Annotated in this window: 19 protein-coding genes; 17 read left to right on the top strand and 2 right to left on the bottom strand. The window is 62.3% G+C overall.

Going from position 1 to position 20,653, the window contains the following annotated elements; all coding sequences use genetic code 11:
• Nucleotides 1-14: 14 nt before the first annotated feature.
• A complete protein-coding gene (gene metK / locus C3F38_RS23360; protein ID WP_033654692.1) occupies nucleotides 15-1,169 on the bottom strand; it encodes a methionine adenosyltransferase in 1,155 nt (384 codons plus the stop codon).
• A 909-nt stretch (nucleotides 1,170-2,078) separates the two neighbouring features.
• Here metK and speA point away from each other — a divergent pair.
• From speA to C3F38_RS23345, 3 genes are all read left to right on the top strand, one after another.
• Nucleotides 2,079-4,055 carry a biosynthetic arginine decarboxylase gene (gene speA, locus C3F38_RS23355; RefSeq protein WP_055311965.1) on the top strand — a complete coding sequence of 659 codons (1,977 nt, stop codon included), beginning with the start codon at nucleotides 2,079-2,081 and terminating at the stop codon, nucleotides 4,053-4,055.
• A 318-nt stretch (nucleotides 4,056-4,373) separates the two neighbouring features.
• On the top strand, nucleotides 4,374-5,294 hold the full coding sequence (gene speB / locus C3F38_RS23350) for an agmatinase (protein ID WP_004937606.1): 921 nt from the start codon (nucleotides 4,374-4,376) through the stop codon (nucleotides 5,292-5,294).
• A gap of 335 nt (nucleotides 5,295-5,629) precedes the next feature.
• Entirely contained in the window at nucleotides 5,630-5,782 is a 153-nt protein-coding gene (locus tag C3F38_RS23345) for a Hok/Gef family protein (RefSeq protein ID WP_033638576.1), read from the top strand.
• 110 nt (nucleotides 5,783-5,892) lie between these two features.
• Here the strand turns inward: C3F38_RS23345 and C3F38_RS23340 are convergent, their stop codons facing one another.
• A complete protein-coding gene (locus tag C3F38_RS23340) occupies nucleotides 5,893-7,134 on the bottom strand; it encodes an MFS transporter (protein ID WP_055317662.1) in 1,242 nt (413 codons plus the stop codon).
• A 398-nt stretch (nucleotides 7,135-7,532) separates the two neighbouring features.
• Here C3F38_RS23340 and C3F38_RS23335 point away from each other — a divergent pair, with 398 nt between their 5' ends.
• The 14 genes from C3F38_RS23335 (at nucleotide 7,533) to C3F38_RS23270 (ending at nucleotide 20,638) form a co-directional block, all read left to right on the top strand.
• Nucleotides 7,533-7,850 (top strand): non-heme iron oxygenase ferredoxin subunit, encoded by a 318-nt coding sequence (locus tag C3F38_RS23335; protein ID WP_004937614.1) that lies wholly within the window; start codon nucleotides 7,533-7,535, stop codon nucleotides 7,848-7,850.
• A gap of 2 nt (nucleotides 7,851-7,852) precedes the next feature.
• On the top strand, nucleotides 7,853-8,161 hold the full coding sequence (locus C3F38_RS23330) for a recombinase-like helix-turn-helix domain-containing protein (RefSeq protein ID WP_047729876.1): 309 nt from the start codon (nucleotides 7,853-7,855) through the stop codon (nucleotides 8,159-8,161).
• 20 nt (nucleotides 8,162-8,181) lie between these two features.
• Entirely contained in the window at nucleotides 8,182-9,225 is a 1,044-nt protein-coding gene (locus C3F38_RS23325) for an aromatic ring-hydroxylating dioxygenase subunit alpha (protein ID WP_055311967.1), read from the top strand.
• Complete coding sequence (locus tag C3F38_RS23320) at nucleotides 9,222-9,977, top strand: SDR family oxidoreductase (RefSeq protein ID WP_047729877.1); 756 nt, start codon at nucleotides 9,222-9,224, stop codon at nucleotides 9,975-9,977. The genes C3F38_RS23325 and C3F38_RS23320 overlap by 4 nt, the downstream gene beginning before the upstream one ends.
• Nucleotides 9,978-10,013: 36 nt before the next feature.
• Nucleotides 10,014-10,808, top strand: coding sequence for an IclR family transcriptional regulator (locus C3F38_RS23315; RefSeq protein ID WP_004937625.1), 795 nt, complete (start codon nucleotides 10,014-10,016; stop codon nucleotides 10,806-10,808).
• Between the two features lie 109 nt (nucleotides 10,809-10,917).
• On the top strand, nucleotides 10,918-11,859 hold the full coding sequence (locus tag C3F38_RS23310; RefSeq protein ID WP_047729878.1) for a VOC family protein: 942 nt from the start codon (nucleotides 10,918-10,920) through the stop codon (nucleotides 11,857-11,859).
• The gene (locus tag C3F38_RS23305; RefSeq protein WP_055317622.1) at nucleotides 11,856-13,067 is read left to right on the top strand and encodes an NAD(P)/FAD-dependent oxidoreductase; all 1,212 of its coding nucleotides are present in this window, start codon (nucleotides 11,856-11,858) and stop codon (nucleotides 13,065-13,067) included. The genes C3F38_RS23310 and C3F38_RS23305 overlap by 4 nt, the downstream gene beginning before the upstream one ends.
• Before the next feature lie 23 nt (nucleotides 13,068-13,090).
• Nucleotides 13,091-14,347: an MFS transporter gene (locus C3F38_RS23300; RefSeq protein WP_055317621.1), complete on the top strand. Its 1,257-nt coding sequence runs from the start codon at nucleotides 13,091-13,093 to the stop codon at nucleotides 14,345-14,347.
• A gap of 168 nt (nucleotides 14,348-14,515) precedes the next feature.
• Nucleotides 14,516-15,040 (top strand): cupin domain-containing protein, encoded by a 525-nt coding sequence (locus C3F38_RS23295; RefSeq protein ID WP_004937634.1) that lies wholly within the window; start codon nucleotides 14,516-14,518, stop codon nucleotides 15,038-15,040.
• Nucleotides 15,040-15,858 carry an alpha/beta fold hydrolase gene (locus C3F38_RS23290; RefSeq protein WP_055317620.1) on the top strand — a complete coding sequence of 273 codons (819 nt, stop codon included), beginning with the start codon at nucleotides 15,040-15,042 and terminating at the stop codon, nucleotides 15,856-15,858. The genes C3F38_RS23295 and C3F38_RS23290 overlap by 1 nt, the downstream gene beginning before the upstream one ends.
• Nucleotides 15,855-16,649: an SDR family oxidoreductase gene (locus C3F38_RS23285; protein ID WP_038874274.1), complete on the top strand. Its 795-nt coding sequence runs from the start codon at nucleotides 15,855-15,857 to the stop codon at nucleotides 16,647-16,649. Before C3F38_RS23290 ends, C3F38_RS23285 begins: the two co-directional genes overlap by 4 nt.
• 15 nt (nucleotides 16,650-16,664) lie before the next feature.
• Nucleotides 16,665-17,459 carry an aspartate dehydrogenase gene (locus tag C3F38_RS23280; protein ID WP_038874271.1) on the top strand — a complete coding sequence of 265 codons (795 nt, stop codon included), beginning with the start codon at nucleotides 16,665-16,667 and terminating at the stop codon, nucleotides 17,457-17,459.
• A gap of 16 nt (nucleotides 17,460-17,475) precedes the next feature.
• Nucleotides 17,476-18,945 (top strand): aldehyde dehydrogenase, encoded by a 1,470-nt coding sequence (locus tag C3F38_RS23275; RefSeq protein ID WP_038874270.1) that lies wholly within the window; start codon nucleotides 17,476-17,478, stop codon nucleotides 18,943-18,945.
• A 52-nt stretch (nucleotides 18,946-18,997) separates the two neighbouring features.
• Nucleotides 18,998-20,638, top strand: a complete 1,641-nt coding sequence (locus C3F38_RS23270) for a thiamine pyrophosphate-binding protein (protein ID WP_038874268.1) — start codon at nucleotides 18,998-19,000, stop codon at nucleotides 20,636-20,638.
• Nucleotides 20,639-20,653 lie beyond the last annotated feature (15 nt).

Genomic DNA, 20,653 nt, shown 5'->3' with positions numbered 1-20,653 from the left:
GTTGATGTCGGGGCTTATTTCAGGCCGGCGGCATCGCGCAGCAGCGCGGCTTTGTCGGTCGCTTCCCACGGGAAGTGCTCGCGGCCGAAGTGGCCGTAGGCAGCGGTTTCGCGGTAGATCGGCTGCAGCAGATCCATCATCTGGATCAGGCCGTATGGGCGCAGATCGAAGAATTCACGCACCAGCAGCGTCAGCTGCTCGGTCGGCACTTTCTCGGTACCGAAGGTTTCCACCATGATGGAGGTCGGTTCCGCTACGCCGATAGCGTAAGACACCTGGATCTCGCAGCGATCGGCCAGGCCGGCGGCGACGATGTTTTTCGCCACGTAGCGCGCCGCGTAAGCCGCGGAACGGTCAACCTTGGACGGATCCTTACCGGAGAAGGCGCCGCCGCCGTGGCGCGCCATGCCGCCGTAGGTGTCGACGATGATCTTACGGCCGGTCAGGCCGCAGTCGCCCATCGGGCCGCCGATAACGAAACGGCCGGTCGGGTTGATGTGGTATTTGGTGCCCGCCGTCAGCCATTCTGCCGGCAGGACCGGTTTGATGATCTCTTCCATCACCGCTTCTTGCAGATCTTTCAGCGCGATGTCTTCGGAATGCTGAGTGGACAGCACCACGGCGTCGATGCCGACGATTTTGCCGTCGTCGTACTGGAAGGTCACCTGGCTCTTCGCGTCCGGACGCAGCCACGGCAGGGTGCCGTTTTTGCGCACTTCGGACTGGCGCTGCACCAGACGGTGCGCGTAGGTCACCGGGGCCGGCATCAGCACGTCGGTTTCGTTGGTGGCGTAGCCAAACATCAAGCCCTGATCGCCGGCGCCCTGCTCGAGAGGATCGGTACGGTCAACGCCCTGATTGATATCCGGGGATTGCTTGCCGATGGCGCTCAATACTGCGCAGGAGTTGGCGTCAAAGCCCATGTCCGAATGAACGTAGCCGATTTCGCGCACGGTCTTGCGGGTGATCTCTTCGATATCGACCCAGGCGCTGGTGGTGATTTCACCGCCGACCAGCACCATGCCGGTTTTCACGTAGGTTTCGCAGGCGACGCGCGCCTTCGGATCTTGTTCCAGGATGGCGTCGAGGACGGCATCGGAGATCTGATCGGCGATTTTATCAGGATGTCCTTCGGAGACGGATTCGGACGTGAATAGGTGTTTAGCCATTGTGTTCTTTACCTTGCATAAGACGGGTTAGAAATTACTGCACAGCGCTGGAGATCCGGCATCAAAGCGAAGGGTCTTCCGCTGATGGCGCGAGATGCATCCTGCAACGCCCCTCAGGCAAAGCCGTTAAGCAGTTTATCAGTTAACCAGTATAGATGGATTAACATCTGGACGTCTATTTTAGGTCAGGGTTTAGCCAGATTGCCAGTAATTTTTTGCGCTTTCGCTCTTTTGCGCAAACGGGTTGGCGCCATTTTCATCGCTTGAAACAGTTTTCGGCGAATTTTCATTTTGCTTTTTCACCTGCTTACCGGTATAAACTGCGCGCGCGGTTCATTTGCTGCACAGTACGGCGGTCTGGCGTGGTGGAAGGTGCGATTAACTTCCGCTTTGCATTCGCCGGCGTTGCGCTATTATCCGTCGCGGGCGTTCGCCGTAAGCGCCGCCGCTTCATCGAACGGTCACGTTCTTACACTATTTTAGAGGCTGGGTCGTTCACTCCGAACGGCGCGCGTGGAGGTGGTTGGATTAATGATCCGTTGTCTACCGGTTGTTGGTTCTCAACAGCAGTGCCGTTCTGGCGCACATTCTTCTGCTATTTCCCGTCTTGTCTCTCTGTCACTTACCAGGTGCGATAAACACTTGGCCGCTACTCAGGATTCTCGGGCCGGCTAACGGTCGTCTGAAGAACTGAACAAGGGTAGCCTGCAGCCTTCCTGTGGGATGTTTCTTGGCCCGATTCACGAGGTTTGAACAGGGTGTCTTACAATTATATGAGTGATAAACCGATCGCTGACCGCGAACGGCAGTTCTCTTCGCTGCCGCCGGCGCGGCTTGTTGGGTTGTTCTCGCGGGTTGTAGCTGCGATAGTGGCTGACGGTTTCGTCAGTGCGGAATGTGAGGCGAACCATGTCTGATGATCTGTTGATTCACCGTCCGCCGGTTGCGGGCGAGTCTTTATCTTTGCGCTCCATGCAGGAGGTTGCCATGAATGATCGTAATGCCAGCAAGATGCTGCGTACTTATAACGTCGCCTACTGGGGCAACAATTACTATGACGTCAACGAGCTGGGCCATATCAGCGTGTGCCCGGATCCGGATGTCCCGCAGGCGCGCGTCGATCTGGCAGAACTGGTGAAAACGCGCCAGCAAGACGGCCAACGTCTGCCGGCGCTGTTCTGCTTCCCGCAGATCCTTCAGCATCGCCTGCGTTCGATCAACGCCGCGTTCAAACGCGCGCGCGAGTCCTTCGGTTACCAGGGCGGTTATTTCCTGGTGTATCCGATCAAGGTGAACCAGCATCGCCGCGTGATTGAATCGCTGGTGAACTCCGGCGAACCGCTGGGGCTGGAAGCCGGCTCCAAGGCCGAACTGATGGCGGTGCTGGCGCATGCCGGCATGACCCGTTCGGTGATCGTCTGTAACGGCTATAAAGATCGTGAATACATTCGCCTGGCGCTGATCGGGGAAAAACTGGGGCACAAGGTGTACCTGGTGATCGAGAAGATGTCCGAGATCAACCTGGTGCTGGAAGAAGCCGAACGGTTGAACGTCATACCACGCCTGGGCGTGCGTGCGCGTCTGGCTTCGCAGGGCTCCGGCAAATGGCAGTCGAGCGGCGGCGAAAAATCCAAGTTCGGTCTGGCGGCGGTGCAGGTGCTGAAGCTGGTGGAAACCCTGCGTGAAGCGGGCCGCCTTGACAGCCTGCAACTGCTGCACTTCCACCTGGGTTCGCAGCTGGCCAACATTCGTGATATCGCCACCGGCGTGCGCGAATCGGCGCGTTTCTACGTTGAACTGCACAAGCTGGGCGTCAACATTCAGTGCTTCGATGTGGGCGGCGGCTTGGGCGTCGACTACGAAGGCACCCGCTCGCAGTCCGACTGCTCGGTGAACTACGGCCTGAACGAATATGCCAACAACGTGATTTGGGGCATCGGCGACGCCTGTAACGAACACGGCCTGCCGCACCCGACGGTGATCACCGAGTCCGGCCGCGCCGTGACCGCGCACCACACGGTGCTGGTCTCCAACGTGATCGGCGTAGAACGCAACGAATTCAGCGAACCGCTGCCGCCGGAAGCCGACGCGCCGCGCGCGCTGGAAAGCATGTGGGAAACCTGGCTGGAAATGAACGAGCCGGAGAACCGCCGCTCGCTGCGCGAATGGCTGCACGACAGCCAGATGGATCTGCACGACGTGCATACCCAATACGCGCACGGCATGCTGGACTTGACCAAGCGCGCCTGGGCCGAGCAGCTGTATCTGAACATCTGCAACAAGATCCAGCAGCAGCTCGATCCGAGCAACCGCGCGCACCGCCCAATCATCGACGAACTGCAAGAACGCATGGCGGACAAGTTCTACGTCAACTTCTCACTGTTCCAGTCGATGCCGGATGCCTGGGGTATCGACCAGCTGTTCCCGGTGCTGCCGCTGGAAGGGTTGGATAAGCCGCCGGAAGGCCGCGCGGTGCTGCTCGACATCACCTGCGACTCCGACGGCACCATCGACCACTATGTCGACGGCGACGGCGTGGCGACCACCATGCCGATGCCGCCGTACGATCCGGAGAATCCGCCGGCGTTGGGCTTCTTCATGGTCGGCGCGTACCAGGAAATCCTCGGCAACATGCACAACCTGTTTGGCGACACCGCCTCGGTTGACGTGTACGTGTTCCCGGACGGCAGCGTCGAGACCGAACTGTCCGACGAGGGCGACACCGTGGCGGATATGCTGGAGTACGTGCAGCTCGATCCGAGTGCGCTGCTGGCCAAATTCCGCGATCAGGTCAAAGAAACCGATCTGGACAGCGAGCTGCAGGCGCAGTTCCTGGAAGAGTTTGAGGCCGGTCTGTACGGCTACACGTATCTGGAAGACGAGTAACCGCCCTCTTCAGGGGGGCGATGTCGGCCCCCTTGAAGCATGGATAAAATGCGGCCATAATCTGCCGTATCGGTAGCACCGAAACAAACATCGAATTACCCGTCATACTTGAAGTTGCTTCTGTGTTGGCTGCGTGCGTTCACCCCAGTTACTTACTTGAGTAAGCTCCTGGAGATTCCCGCCCTGGCCGTCTTGATGCAACTCCAATTATCCAGGGTATCAATCCCTTTCTCGTCGGGCTAACGACGCGGGAGGGATTTTTTTTTGTAACGGCCCGGCGTCTGCGCCCGGCAACTTGTTGAACTACGAGGGTTTACTATGAGCACCTTAGGCCATCAGTCCGATAATTCATTAGTGTCCAACGCCTTTGGTTTCCTGCGCTTTCCGCTGAACTTCATGCCTTACGACAGCGATGCAGAGTGGGTCATCACCGGCATTCCGTTTGACATGGCGACCTCCGGTCGCGCCGGTGGCCGTCACGGCCCGGCGGCTATTCGTCAGGTATCCACCAACCTGGCCTGGGAAGGCAACCGTTGGCCGTGGAGCTTCGATCTGCGCGATCGGCTGAACGTGGTTGACTGCGGCGACATCGTGTTCAATTTCGGCGATGCGCAGGACATGAGCGACAAGCTGCAGGCGCACGCGGAGAAACTGCTGAAGGCCGGTAAGCGTATGCTCTCGTTCGGCGGCGACCACTTCGTGACCCTGCCGCTGCTGCGCGCGCACGCCAAGCATTTCGGCAAGCTGGCGCTGGTGCACTTCGACGCCCATACCGATACCTACGCCAACGGCAGCAAGTTCGACCACGGCACCATGTTCTACCATGCTCCGAACGAAGGCCTGATCGATCCGCACCACTCGGTGCAGATCGGTATTCGCACCGAGTTCGATCATGACAACGGCTTTACCGTGCTGGACGCCGCGCAGGTGAACGATCGCAGCGTGGACGACCTGCTGACCCAGATCAAAGGCATCGTCGGCGATATGCCGGTGTACCTGACCTTCGACATCGACTGCCTGGATCCGGCGTTCGCACCGGGCACCGGCACGCCGGTGATCGGCGGCCTGACTTCCGATCGTGCGCTGAAACTGGTGCGCGGCATGCAGTCGCTGAACATCGTCGGCATGGACGTGGTAGAAGTGGCGCCGGCCTATGATCAGTCCGAGATCACTGCGCTGGCCGCGGCGACCCTGGGCCTGGAGATGCTGTACCTGCAGGCGGCGAAGAAACACGCCTGACGCCAGGCCACGCCTCGCTGAAAAAGCGGCTCCCATCGTATGGGGCCGCTTTTTTTATTTCATTTGTCGCCATCCGCGCTGCGATTTTCAGCCTGTTGCAACGCCTTTGCGCAATTCTGCGCAGAAATGAAACTGAGTCAGAGAAAAGGAACCGGGATTGCGGGGAGGATGCATATACTGCGCGCGGGTGCTCTGGATCTTTGTATCTGGAGCCTGCGTGAAAGGTACAAAGAGAAAAGCCCCGAGTCGATATCCATCAACCCGAGGCCAACTCTAACGCCAGACAACGTTAAGTTAGCCTCTTACCCGCCGCGAGGCAAGGAGAAGAAGGCATGATGCCGAACAAACGGAGCCTGTTAAAATTGGTGGTTATTTGTGCCACGGTAATATCACTGGCATGGATAACTCGCAGCACGCTGTGTGAGCTGCGGATCCGATCGGGCAACACGGAGGTTGCGGCCATTTTGGCTTACGAATCCGAACGGTAAGGCAACTCGGCGACGGGGGATGTCCCCCGTCTGCTGATTGTTGGCGTCCAGATCCATGAGCACCCTCTCAACGCTGTCGGTTTTCCGCCGCGCAGGACAGAGAAACGGGTCTATGCCCGCTTCACCTGCCGCGCCAGCAACATGCGGCCAAACAGTGCGCCGCCCGCCAGTAATGTCAGCAGCTGCGAGGCGATCAGCACCGCAAAGCCTGAAGACACCTTGCCCTGGCTGGCCATCACCATGCCCATCGCCATCGGCACAAACGCCGAAAACAGATTGCCGATGCCGTTGATCAGCCCATAGGCGCTGCCGACCGCCTCCGGCCGCGCATAATGTTGCAGCAGGGTAGGGATCGCCGCACCCTGCGCGCCCCAACAGGCATTGGCCGCCAGCAGGAAGAAGGCGATCCAGCCAAGCTGATGGCTGTTCATCACGCCATAGATGCACAGCGCGGTCGCTGCGCCGCCGCAGACGAAGATCAGCGGCGCTTGATAAGGGCGGATACGATCGAGCAACACGCCGCCGAGGTATTTGGAGGCGATGCTGACGATGAAAGGCAGCGCGGCCATCCAGCCCATCTGCTTGATGGAGAACCCCTTTTCATCGGTCAGATACGCCGGCAGCCAGGCGCTGGAGCCCCACAGATAGCTGAGCGTGGCGATCTCGATCAGCAGGATCCAGCCGAGCATCGGCGTGCGCCAGGCCAGCGAAAAGGTGTGCCAGACGCGGCTCAGCACCGGTTGCGGAGCAGCAGGGCGCGAGGGGGAAGACAGGGCGAGGGGATGAACGAACAGCCGCACCAGCGCCAGCCCCAGCAGCAGGTTGAGCAGCGCCAGCAGGTGAAACGACATCGCCCAGCCGAAATGCGCCATCAGAAAACTCACCAGCGGAAAGCCGAGCACCAGCCCCAATGAAACGCCCAGCGCGCTGACCGCGTTGGGCTTGCCGCGCTCGTCGGCGGCGAAATGGTCGCTGATGTACATGGTCTTGAGCGAGAACAGCGGCCCCTCGCTGACGCCAAGCAGCGCGCGCACCACGCACAGCAGCATCAGCGATCCCGCCAGCGGCGAGGCGGCGGTGAGCAGCGCCCACAGCACCACGCTCAGCGTCAGCGCGCGGCGGTAACCCATCAGCGTTTCCAGAAACGGCGTCAGCAACATGGCGGACAGGCCGTAGCCGAGCAAAAAAACCGTCATCAGCGTGCCCTGGTGGGCGCGGTCGCCGCCGAGTTGGAAGTGTTGCAGGAAGTCGGGATTGACCAGCATCACGGCGATATTGACCCGATCCGCATAGGCGATAACGATCAGAAACAGCAGGGCGATCACCCCAAACCAGCGTTGACGTTGTTGCACGTTACGTTCCTCAATGCGAGCGGTTGACGAATTCAGGCAGCAGTAAACTCACCCGCGGATGCCATTTCGCGCAAATGCGGGGGATGAGGCTGATTGATGTAAATTTATTGTTATCAAATAGGGTGTGAAAGACAGTGAGAAAACACTTTTACGCGCAATGCGTCGTCGGAATCAACGCATTTTTTGCCATAAATTAGCGGGAGAGCGCACAACTGACATAGGTTTTTCATATCGGTGCATGATTTCGTGATCCTTCCCGCATTTGTCATTTTTAAACAACCTTTCATTAACATTTGCCGTTCCGCTCGCTTGACGAAAGTTTCGCCAGACCTATAGTGGCTGTATTAAATAAGAAACTGAGTTTCATATATGAAACAATCAGATAGAGGACAAAAGCAATGAGCTGGAAGAATGTGTGCGAAGTGTCTCAGGTGAAAGAAGATTTTCCTTTCTCCGGCAAAGTGGAAGGAAAAGAGATCGGGGTGTACCTGCTCGACGGTAACTACTACGCGCTGGAAGACGTTTGCCCGCATGCTTATGCCTTGCTCAGCCAGGGGTTTGTAGACGACGGCAAGGTTGAGTGCCCGCTGCACGAAGCGCTGTTTGACGTGCGCACCGGCCAGTGCCTGCGCGAGCCGGGCGGTCGCGATCTGCAAACCTATCCCACCCGGGTGGTCGACAACCAAATCCAGATCACCTTTATCGCGGAGGAGTAATCATGCAGCACATTACCGATTTCAATCCCTGGCTGCCGGACACCCAACAGGTGACGCCGGCCCGCGAAGGCGGCAACGGTCAAATCCATCAGCCGGGCCAGTTCCGCAATGTCATCTGGCAAAACCGTGCTCGTGTGCCGGACGGTTTCGAAGCCGCCCTGGTGGCGGCGCTGGAAACGATCTTCGATCAGGGTGCGGAAGAGCTGGAGCAGATCGTCAGCGCGTTGAATCAGCGCCGCCTGTTCGATCGCAGCGGCCAGCCGTGGAATGAGGCGACGTTCCGCGAATTCCTTCACGTTAACGGTTTCTGAGCCACATCCGGGAGAAGACAATGACAGCAAACACAACATCCTCCGAACAGAGCTTGCAGGACTATCTTGACCAGGGGTTGCGCGGCATGTGGTATCCGGTGCTGGCCAGCTGGGAAGTGGGCAACAACCCGGTCGGCATCACCCGTCTGGAGCAGCAAATCGTGGTATGGCGCGACGGCGAAGGCCAGATCCACGCGCTGGAAGACCGCTGCCCGCACCGCGGCGCGCGGCTTTCCATGGGGTGGAACCTCGGCGATCGCATCGCCTGCTGGTATCACGGGGTAGAGGTCGGCGGCGACGGGACGGTGAAAGACGTGCCGGCAGTGGATCGCTGCCCGCTGGTAGGGCAAAAATGCCTGCGGTCTTACCCGGCCAAAGAAGCCTACGGCGCCGTGTTCCTCTATTTCGGCGTGACGGCGGATGAAGCGCCGGCGGCGCTGACTTTCCCGCAAGAGCTGGCGGACGAAGCCTCGTACAGCAACTTCCTGTGCACCGCCAGCTGGAACTGCAACTACCAATACGCCCTGGAAAACGTGATGGATCCGATGCACGGCACCTACCTGCACTCCTCCTCGCACTCGATGGCGGAAGGGGATCGCAAGGCGGACATGGGGCTGGAACCGACCGACAGCGGGTTTATCTTCAAGAAGAACGGCCAGATCGGCGTCAACTTCGATTGGGTGGAGTTCGGCAGCAGCGGCGCCTATTGGATGCGCCTGTCGATCCCATACAAGAAGCGTTTCGGGCCGGGTGGTCACTTTTGGATCATCGGCATGGTGGTGCCGGAAGACAAGGATCACTGCCGGGTCTTCTTCTGGCGTATCCGTAAGGTCAAAGACTGGCAGCGCGACATGTGGCGCTTCATGTACCGCAACCGCCTGGAATCATTGCATTGGGACGTGCTCGAGCAGGATCGCATCGTGCTTGAGAACATGGCGCCTAACGCCCGCGGCCGCGAATACCTGTACCAGCACGACGTTGGTCTTTCGCGCCTGCGCCGCCTGATGCAGAAAGAGGCGCAGAAACAGCTGGCGACGCTGCGCGAGTGGGAGGCGGCGCAGTGAACGGCCTGCTGAACGGTAAACGCATCGTGGTCACCGGGGCGGCGCGCGGCCTGGGCTACAGCTTCGCTGCCGCTATCGCCGCTGCCGGCGCACAGGTGGTGATGTGCGACATTCTGGCGGATGAGCTGGCGGCGAGCGGCGCTGCGCTGCGCGAGCAGGGCGCTCAGGTGGAAACGCAGACGATCGATCTGGCGTCACCGGACTCGATCCGTTCGGCGTTCGAGAAGATCGCCGCAGGCGGCGGGATCGACGGCCTGGTGAACAACGCGGCGTTGGCGACCGGCGTCGGTGGCAAAACCATGATGGAATACGATATCGACCTGTGGGATCGGGTGATGCAGGTCAACGTGCGCGGCACTTGGCTTGTGAGTCAGGCGGCGGTGCCGCTGCTGGCACGCAACCCGCACGCCAAAATCGTCAACGTGGCGTCGGACACTGCGCTGTGGGGCGCGCCGCGCCTGATGGCCTATGTCGCCAGCAAAGGCGCGCTGATCGCGATGACCCGCTCGATGGCGCGCGAGCTGGGTCCGCAGGGGATCTGCGTCAACGCCATCGCACCAGGCCTGACGCGGGTGGAAGCCACCGAGTATGTGCCCGCCGAGCGCCATCAGCTTTACGAGCAGGGGCGCGCGCTGGCCGGGGCGCAGCATCCGGACGATGTGAACGGTACGGTGCTTTATCTGCTGTCGTCGCTGGCGGATTTCGTCACCGGCCAACTGCTGCCGGTCAACGGCGGCTTCGTATTCAACTGAGGCCCGCAGGGCAGGCGCACAGCGCAGGAGCGAGAGATGGCGGACGAGCAAGCATGTAAGTATCTGATCCCGGGACTGGATCGCGGGTTGCAGTTGCTGCTGGCGTTTGGCGAGCAGCATAAGGAAATGACTTTCGCCGAGTTGCATCGCCTGGTCGATATGCCGAAGGCCACCGCTTACCGCGTGGTGCAGACGCTCGAGCACCTGGGCTTTTTGGAGCGCAATCCGCGCACCAACACCTTTGCGCTCGGCATCAAGGTGCTGCGCCTTGGCTTCGAATACATCGCGTCGCTGGACGTGGCGCAGGCCGGCCAGCCGGTGATCGAGCAGCTGCGCGATCGCAGCCAGTGCAGCAGCCATCTGGCGATCCGCGATGGGCGCGACGTTATCTACATCGCCCGCGTCAGCGCCGCCGGTTCGCAGATCAATCAGGTCAGCGTCGGCACACGCTTGCCGGTACACCAAACCTCTCTGGGTCGCATGCTGTTGACCAGCGCCACCCGCAGCGAGTTCGAACAACTTTATCCGGACGCGCAGCTGCCGGGCAATGCGCCGGGCACCCCGGCGGATCGCGAAACGCTGTGGCAGATGGTGCAGCAAGACAAAGCGCGCGGCTATGTGATCGGCGAATCGTTCTTCCGCCACGGCATCTCCTCGATCGTCTACCCGATCTTCAACCGCGAGCAGCGGGTCGAGGCGGTGGTCAGCATCATGGTGCCGTCCGATGAGATCCCGAAAGCGGATCGCGAGCGGCTGCGCATGGAAGTGCGCGACGCGGCGGAGAAAATTTCCGGCTTCCTCGGCGCGCCGCCGCAGGCCAACGTCGGCTAACCGACAGGACCGACTCTTTTACTCAGGCAGGGATAAGGCCCGTAGCAAACAGGGGCCGGGGTTCACTCATGCCTGAAAACCGTATGCAGCGAGAACGTGAGGCTGAACAATGAGCGTAATCGGAATCGAAAAACTGGAGTTTGGCGTCGAAGATCTGCCAACCTGCGAAAAATTCATGCAAGACTTCGGCCTGCAGCCCGCCACGCAACATTGGGGCGAACCGCAGCGCGAATTCACTACCCTGAGCGGGGCGCGGGTTGTCCTGCACCCGTTGCAAAGCGCGGCGCTGCCTGCGGCGTTTGAGGGCGGTTCAACCCTGCGCCGCATGACCTGGGGCGTGGCCTCGCCCGCCGATCTGGCGCGTCTGCAGCCGCGTTTGGCGCTGATGCCCGGCTTCCGTCAGGTGGGAGAAGAGCTGGAATGCCTCGATCCCAACGGCATGACGCTGCGCTTCGTCGTCAGCCGGCAGCAGGCGGTCGAGGTGCCGGTCACGCCGATCAACCAATGGGGCGACGTGCGCCGCATCGATCAACCCAGCCCGGTTTATTCGCAGGCGCAGCCGATCAACATTGGCCACGTGGTGTTCTTCGTTGAGGATCTGGCGGCGACCGAGCGTTTCTATCGCGAGCTGTTGGATTTCCAGGTTTCCGATCGCTATATCGATCGCGCCGTCTTCCTGCGCACCCAGGCGCGCGGCGGCCACCATAACCTGTTCCTGCTGAAGCTGCCGAATCGCCCACGGGGCCTGAACCACGTGGCATTCACCGTGCGCGATATCCACGAAGTGATCGGCGGCGGCATCGCCATGAACAAAGAGAAGTGGAGCACCTTTATCGGCCCCGGCCGCCACCCGATCTCCTCGGCCTATTTCTGGTACGTCAACAGCCCGACCGGCGGCGCGTTCGAGTACTACACCAACGACGATTATCTGACGGAAAACTGGCAGCCGCGCGAGCTGGAGCATTCATTGGTCTCCTTCACCGAATGGGCGGTAGAGGGCGGCATCGATCACGACACGCGCCGCCAGCATAAAAAGGCGGAGGCGTTATGAAACGGCCGGAACACGCGGGCATCGTTATCGTCGGCGGCGGCCAGGCCGGCGGCTGGGCGGCCAAGACGCTGCGCGATCGCGGTTACAGCGGCCGGCTGACGGTTGTCAGCGACGAACCCTACGATTTTTACGAGCGGCCGCCGCTGTCGAAAGCGGCGCTGCTGGATGCCGCAGCTCCCCTCAGCCGGCTGTTCAGCGAACAGACGGTGGCGGAGCTGAATATCGACTGGCGTCGCCCGCTGCACGCCGAGTCCATTGATGCAGAACAGCAAATCGTCACGCTCAGCGACGGGCAACGGCTGCAGTTCGAGCAGTTGCTGATCGCCACCGGCGGGCGGCCGCGTGTGCCGAGCGCCGCCTGGGCGCAGCACCCGCGCGTGATGACGCTGCGTTCCTGGGACGATGCGGCCCGGTTGCGGCAGGGCCTGCAGGGCTGCCGTCGCCTGGCGATCGTCGGCGGCGGTTGGATCGGGCTGGAGATCGCCGCTTCCGCGCGCCGTCTCGGCATCGAGGTGACGGTGTTTGAACGCCAGCCTGCGCTGTGCATGCGCAGCGTCGGCGCCGACGTCTCACAGGCGTTGCTCGAACTGCATCGCCAGCAGGGCGTCACGGTGCTGTGCGGCTGCGGCGAGATCTCGCTGGAAGATCGCGACGGCGCCGCCTGGATCGGCAGCGAAGTCAGCGATCCGCAGGCCTTCGATCTGGTGGTGGTGGGGATCGGCGTCGAGCTGAATCTCGAACTGGCGCGCAGCGCCGGGCTGGCGATCGAGTCCGGCATCGTGGTCGACGGCCAGGGGCGCACCAGCCATCCGGCGATCTTCGCCGCCGGCGATGTGGCGCGCCACCCGACGCTCGGCCTGTGCCTGCAGTCCTGGGCCTACGCGCAAAATCAGGCCATCAGCACCGCCTGCGCGATGCTCGACGCCTTCGCCGCCCCGTATGACGACGTGGCCTGGCTTTGGTCGGATCAATACGACGCCAATATCCAGATCCTCGGCGTGCCGAGCGGCGGCGTGCACCATGTGGTGCGCCGCACGCCGCAGTCGCAGGTGTTCTTCACGCTGAACGCCGATCGGCAGCTGGTGCAGATGGTGGCGTTCAACGACGCGCGCACCATCAAGCTCGGCAAGCGTTGGTTGGCGAGCGGCCGGGTGCTGGATCCGCAGCAGCTGGCGGATGCGGAGTTTTCTTTGATGGCGTTGAAATAACGCCCGAACCTCGGGAGCGTTTTATGACTACGCAAGACATTGACGCCCGCGCTGGACGGGCGGGGGAAGCCGTTGCCGAAAATCCGCAGCAGCGGGTGCGCTGGTCGGTGCCGATTGCGCTGTTTGCCTGCGTGCTGTTGGCGTTTTTCGACAAGATCAGCATCGCGGCGCTGTTTTCCGATAGTGAGTTCCAGCAGGCGTTAGGGATCGGTTTTGACCCGGCGCGGCTGGGCTTGCTGATGAGCGCGTTTCTGTTCTCCTACGGCATTTCCTCGATGCTGCTCAGCGGCATCGGCGATCGGCTTAATCCGGTCAAGGTATTGATTGGCATGATGGTGGTGTGGGGCGTGCTGATGGTGTTGATGGGGATGGTGCGTTCCTATCACGGCATGATGACGCTGCGCATTCTGCTCGGCATCGCCGAAGGGCCGCTGCTGCCGATGGCCTACGCCATTATTCGTCAGGCCTTCCCGCCGCAGCTGCAGGCGCGCGCCACCATGCTGTGGCTGCTCGGCACGCCGCTGGGCGCCGCGCTTGGCTTCCCGGTCACCCTGTACATCCTCAATACCTTCGACTGGCAGGCCACCTTCTTCTTTATGGCGTTTCTGACGTTGCCGGTGATGTTGCTGGTGCTGTTCGGCATGCGCCACCTGAACGTCGCGCGCCCGGCGGCGGCGACCAAGCCGGCGGTGTCCGAACGCCAACAGCATCGCCGCGAGCTGCTGCGCAGCCCGCACTTTTGGATGATCTGCCTGTTCAACATCGCCTTCCTGACCTACCTGTGGGGCATGAACGGCTGGTTGCCGAGCTACCTGATCAAGGGGAAAGGCATTCATCTGGAGCATGCCGGTTACCTCTCTTCGCTGCCGTTCATCGCCATGCTGCTCGGCGAAGTGCTGGGTGCCTGGCTGTCGGACAAGCTGGATCGGCGCGCGCTGGCTTGCTTCCTGTCGCTGTGCGGCGCCGGCCTCGGTCTGGCGGTGGTGCTGCACCTGCAGGGCACCTACAGCGTGATCGCCGCCATGGCCTTCAGCACCTTTATGTGGGGCGCCGGCGCGCCGAATATTTTCGCGCTGTTGGCGAAGGCGACCAGCAGCAAGGTCAGCGCTACCGCCGGTGGCATCTTTAACGGGTTGGGCAATTTTGCCGGCGCGCTGGCGCCGGTGCTGATGGGGGCGTTGATCGCCGCCACCGGCAATATGGATAACGGCCTGCTGTTCCTGGTGGTGATGGCTTTCGTCGGCTGCCTCATTCTGCTGCCGTTACTGAGAAAGTACTGAATTAACAATTGCTAAGCCCAATGGATTTCATGCTGTGGCTAGGCGGCAAGTTCGTGAGTCTCCAGGAGCTTACTGCGGTAAGTGACCGGTGCGAACGAATGCAGTCAACAACGCCACAGCGTGAAAGACGAAGGGGATAACCATTTGATTCAACAGAGGAGTGACAACATGTCTCAGGTTGAGAACAAAGCCGGCGTCAAGCCGCAGGATCTGTCGATGGAAAATTGGGTGGAGTCGCGCATCGCCCGTTTCGAAGGCCGTAAATACGACTGGAACGCGCTGAAATTCCAGGCCGACTTTGACCCGAAATACCGCCGTGCGCAGATGCGCTACATCGGTACCGGCGCTACCGGCGTGGCCAGCGACGCCAACACCATTCCGGCGGGCAATTTCACCTTCTCCACCATGGTGCTGCCGTCGAAGTGCGAGGGCCCGCTGCACCTGCACGACGACGTGGAAGAAGTGTTCTTCATGCTGAAAGGCAGCATCACGCTGATGATTCAGGATGGGGAAGAGTATTACGAAACCAGGCTGAAAGAGCGCGATCTGATCTCGGTGCCGGCGGGGGTGTATCGCGGCCTGTTCAACCACGGCGAGGAAGAGGCGCTGATGTGCGTGATGCTCGGCACCGCCAAGCCGGAGATCCCGACCTATCCGGCGGATCACCCGCTGTCCAAAGTGAAGCGCAACTGATGAACGGCCTGGCGCAACGCCAACGGGCGCGCTGCGGGGCGTACACCCTGAGCTGGCGCGAGGCCGGGCAGGGACGGCCGGTGGTGTTGCTGCACGGCATCAGCTCCGGATCGGCCTCGTGGATCAAGCAGCTCAACGATAGCGGCCTGACGGACGGCCACCGTCTGTTGGCGTGGGATGCGCCGGGCTACGGCGGCAGCCTGCCGTTGGCGGATCCTCAGGCCGATGCCGCCGGTTATGCGGCGGCGTTGGCGGCGCTGATTGATGAGCTGCAGCTGGCGCAGCCGCTGATCGTCGGCCATTCGCTGGGGGCGCTGATCGGCAGCGCCTATGCCGCCGGCTATCCGGACGGGTTATGTGGATTGGTGTTGGCGGATCCGGCGCAGGGCTATGCCACGGCGCCGGAGGAAAAACGTCGGCAGGTCTATGGCCAGCGCCAACAGATGATAGAGACGCTGGGGCCGGTGGGCTACGGCGAGCAGCGGGCGGCGGCCTTGCTGCGTGAAGGGGCGGATCCGCAGGATATCGCCTGGGTGCGCAACGGCATGCAGCAGCTCGATCCCGACGGTTTTCTGAGTGCCGCCTGGATGCTGGCCAACGACGATATCGGCCGCTATCTGGCGCGCTATCGCGGCCCGCTGGAAGTCTGGTGTGGTGAACAGGATCGCATTACGCCGCCGGAGAAGGCGGCCGAGTTGGCGCGTGAGCAGGACGCGACGCTGCGTTTGATCGCCGCCGCCGGCCATGCCAGCTACCTCGACGCGGCGGCGTGTTTCAACCGCTATCTGCGGGACTTTACGGGAGCAATCCAACGATGAATTTTCAGCTTGAGAATCGGGTGGCGGTGGTGACCGGCGGCTCGTCGGGCATCGGTTTCGAAACCCTGAAGCTGCTGCTGGCCGAAGGGGCGAGGGTGGCGTTCTGCGGCCGCGATCCGGACAAACTGGCCGGCGCAGCAGCCAGCCTGCGCGCGGAGTTTCCGCAGGCGGAGATGCTGGCGCTGCGCTGCGACGTACTGGACGCGCAGCAGGTGGCGCAGTTCGCTGACCAGGTGACGGCGCATTTCGGCGGCGTGGATCTGCTTATCAACAACGCCGGTCAGGGCTTCGTCGCCCATTTTGACCAAACGCCGCGCGAAGCCTGGCTGCATGAGGCCGAGCTGAAGCTGTTCGGCGTGATCAACCCGGTGCAGGCGTTTTTACCGGCGCTGGAACGATCGACGATCGCGTCGATCACTTGCGTGAACTCGCTGCTGGCGCTGCAGCCGGAAGAACACATGATCGCCACCTCGGCGGCGCGCGCCGCGCTGCTCAACATGACGCTGACGCTGTCGAAAGAGCTGGTGGGCAAAGGCATTCGCGTTAACTCGATCTTGCTGGGGATGGTGGAGTCGGGCCAATGGCGCCGCCGTTTCGACGAGCGCAGCGATAAAGATCAAAGCTGGGAGCAGTGGACGGCGGCGATCGCCGAACGCCGCGGCATCCCGATGAAGCGCCTCGGCAAGCCGCAGGAGCCGGCGCAGGCGCTGCTGTTCCTCGCTTCGCCGCTGGCTTCCTTTACCACCGGCGCGGCGCTGGACGTATCCGGCGGCTTTAACCGCCATGTGTAGCAGGGGGCGATAAAGATGAAGAAGATCATGATGATTGGCTACGGCGCGATGGCGAAGGAAGTGATCGCCCGTTTGCCGGAAGGCGTGGAGGTCGGTTGGATCCTGGCGCGCGCGGCTCATCATGCGGCGATCGCCGAGGCCTTTGGCGGGCGGGTGCAGGCGTTGACCCATCCCGAGCAGTGTTTGCAGCGGCCGGATCTGGTGCTGGAATGCGCCAGCCAGCAGGCGGTGGCGGAGTTCGGTGAAGCGGTGCTGCAGCGCGGCTGGCCGCTGGCGCTGATTTCGACCGGCGCGCTGGCGGACGCCACATTGCAACAGCGGCTGCAGCAGGTTTGCCGCCGCCATCACGGGCAGCTGATCGTGTTGTCCGGTGCGGTGGCGGGGATGGATGGGCTGGCGTCGGCGCGCGAAGGCGGGCTGGAAAGCGTGACCTATCAGGCCAGCAAAAGCCCGGCCAGCTGGCGCGGCAGCCCGGCGGAGCAGCTGATCGACCTCGATGCGGTGAGCGAAGCGCAGGTATTTTTTGAAGGGTCGGCGCGCGAAGCGGCGCGTTTGTTCCCGGCCAATGCCAACGTGGCGGCCACCATTGCGCTCAACGGCCTGGGGATGGACGCCACCCGGGTACGCCTGCAGGTCGATCCCGCCACCCGGCGCAATACCCATCGTCTGCAGGTGTGCGGCGACTTTGGCGAATTTCACATCGAGCTGAGCGGCACCCCGCTGGCGAGCAATCCCAAAACATCAACCCTGGCGGCGCTGAGCGCGGTACAAGCCTGTCGCCGTCTGGTGGACGGCGGTTTTATTGCCTGAACGGCAGGAGCGGAGCATGGAACGATTGAATATTTTTGTCGCTGGGCGCTGGCGTGAAGGGCGCGGCGAAGAGATGGCTTCGGTATTCCCGGCCGACGGCAGCGTCAACGCGCGGCTGCGTGCCGCTAACGTCGAGGACGTGAACGAGGCGGTAGAAGCGGCGGAACGCGCTTGGCGCGCGCCGGAATGGCGAGGGCTGGTGCCGCACCAGCGCGCCTCGATCCTCTACCGCGTCAGCAACCTGATCCTGGCGCAGCAGGAACAGTTGGCCGAGCTGCAGACCCGCGACAACGGCAAGCCGCTGGCGGAAACCCGCGGGCTGGTGGCCAGCGCGGCGGCGACCGCGCGCTACTTCGCGGCCGCCTGCGAGGTGTTGGAAGGCGAGCTGCCGACCCCGCGCAGCGCCGAGGTGATGACGCTAAGCCAGTATCAACCGATGGGGGTGATCGCCGCCATTACGCCGTGGAACTCGCCGATCGCCAGCGAAATGCAGAAGGTGGCGCCGGCGCTGGCGGCGGGCAACGCGGTGGTGCTCAAACCGGCCGAAGCCACGCCGCTGATGGCGCTGAAGCTGGCCGAACTGTTCGAACAGGCGGGCCTGCCGGCCGGGCTGCTCAGCGTGTTGCCGGGCAAAGGTTCGGTGATCGGCGAGGCGTTGGCGCGCCATCCGCGGGTGAAAAAGATCTCCTTTACCGGCGGGACCAGCACCGGGCGCCATTTGGCGCACATCGCCGCCGACAAGCTGATCCCCACTTCGCTGGAATTGGGCGGTAAGTCGCCGACCATCGTGCTGGAGGACGCGGATCTGGAGCAGGCGGCGCGCGGCATCTGCTACGGCATTTTCAGTTCCGCCGGCCAGGCGTGCATCGCCGGTTCGCGGCTGTTCGTGCATCGTTCGCTGTATCAGCCGCTGCTGGCGCGCTTGACCGAACTGACGGCGGGGCTGCGCATCGGCAACCCGCTGGTGCCGGGCGTGCATCTCGGCCCGCTGATCAGCGCCAAACATCGGCAAAGCGTGGCGGACTACGTGGCGCTGGCGCGGCAGGAGGGCGGCCGGGTGGTCATCGGCGGCGAAGCGCCGGCCGATCCGCAACTGGCGAGCGGTAGCTATTACCTGCCGACCATTATTGAAGGCTTGAACAACGACGCCCGCGTCTGCCAGGAAGAGATCTTCGGCCCGGTGCTGGTGGCGCTGCCGTTTGACGATGAGCAACAGCTGATCGAACAGGCCAATGACTCGGTGTACGGCCTGGCGGCCGGCATCTGGAGCCGTGACTTCCCTCGCGCGATGGCGCTGGCGGAGCGGCTGGAAACCGGCACCGTCTGGGTCAATACCTACAAAACGTTCTCGATTTCCACGCCGTTCGGTGGTTTCAAGGAAAGCGGGCTGGGTCGCGAAAAGGGCCTGAACGGCATCAAGGCCTACATGCAGCAGAAAAGCGTGTATCTGGCGCTGAGCCATCAGGTGAACCGCTGGAGCGACTAGGCCGACACCTCTACGCATAACCCTAATAACGAATACCCTAAGAAGGCAGATGATGAGCGATAAAATCACGGTTGGCGAGGCGATAGCCCGGACTCTGGAACAGTATGCGGTGTCGGCGATGTACGGCATCATTTCGATTCATAATCTGCCGATCGCCGATGCGGTGGGGCAGCGCGATAAAATTCGCTTCGTGCCGGCGCGCGGCGAAGCGGGGGCGGTCACCATGGCCGACGCGCACGGGCGTTTCTCTGGCCTGGGCGTAGCGTTGACCAGCACCGGCGCCGGCGCCGGCAACGCGGTGGGGGCGATGATTGAGGCGCTCAACGCCAACACGCCGCTGCTGCATATCACCGGCCAGGTGGAGAAAGCCTATCTGGACGCCGACGCCGGTTTTATTCATGAAACCCGCGATCAGCTCGGCTTCCTGCGCGCCTGCTCCAAGCGCGCTTACCGGGTCAATTCGCCGGAGCAGGCGGTGGCGGTGATCCAACGGGCGATCCTGGATGCGCAAACCGTGCCGTGCGGCCCGGTGGCGGTCGAGATCCCGATCGATATTCAAAGCAGCCTGGTTTCCCGTTCGGTGCTGACCGAACCGTTGGCGCCGGCGCCGCTGCCGAAGGCGGACGATGCGGCGGTGGAACGGCTGCATCAGCGGCTGAAACAGGCTAAGCGTCCGCTGCTGTGGTTGGGCGGCGGCGCCTTGGCCTGCGGCGACGCGGTGCGCAAGCTGGCAGACGCCGGCGTGGCGGTGATCTCCAGCACCCACGGGCGCGGCATTCTGCCGGACAGCCATCCGCGCAGCCTGCGGGCGTTCCATAACTCACCGAGCATCGAAGCGATCCTGACGCAGTGCGATCTGACGCTGGTGGCCGGTTCGCGCCTGCGCAGCAATGAAACCCGTACCTGGACGCTGCCGCTGCCGCGCCCGCTGGTGCAGATTGACATCGATCCGGCGGCGGCCAACCGCAACTATCTGGCCGATGAACAGATCAACGGCGACTGTGCGGCGCTGCTGGCGGCGCTGGCGGCGCGGCTGGCCCCCGGCGAGAAGGTCAATGCCGAGTGGGATACCGAGATCGCGGGGGCGGTGCGGCAGGCGGAGAGCGCGCTGCGCCAGCAGTCCGGTGAATACGCCAAACTCAACGACGCCATCGACGCCGCGCTGCCGCAGGACGGGCTGTTGGTACGCGATATCACCGTTTCCGGCAGCGTCTGGGGCAGCCGGCTGTTCCGGGCGATCTCGCCGCTGTGCAACATTCACTCGCTGGCGGGCGCCATCGGTATGGGGCTGCCGATGGCCATCGGCACCGCGATTGCCAACCCGCAGCGCAAGGTGGTGGGGCTGGTGGGCGACGGTGGTCTGGCGCTGGGCCTGGGCGAGTTGGCGACCATGGCGCAGGAACAGGTGAATATCACCCTGCTGATCATGAACGACGGCGGTTATGGCGTGATGCGCGGCATTCAGGACAAGTACTTCGCCGGGCGCCAGTATTACAACGAGCTGCACACGCCGGCTTTCACCCAGATCGCCGAAGCGATGGGGCTGAAAGCCTGGAAGGTGGACGCAGCGGCACAGTTCAACGGCGTGCTGGCCGAAGCGATCAACTACCCGGGGCCGTCGGTGGTCGAGGTGGACATGAAACAGGTTGGGCCGCTGACTTTCGCCGGGCCGCCGCAGAAAACGCTGTATTAATACGATAAAAAACGC

Origin of the sequence: Serratia sp. SSNIH1 (assembly GCF_002935055.1) — a bacterium.
Lineage (GTDB): Bacteria > Pseudomonadota > Gammaproteobacteria > Enterobacterales > Enterobacteriaceae > Serratia > Serratia nevei.
This window is presented reverse-complemented; position numbering and strand designations above follow the sequence as displayed.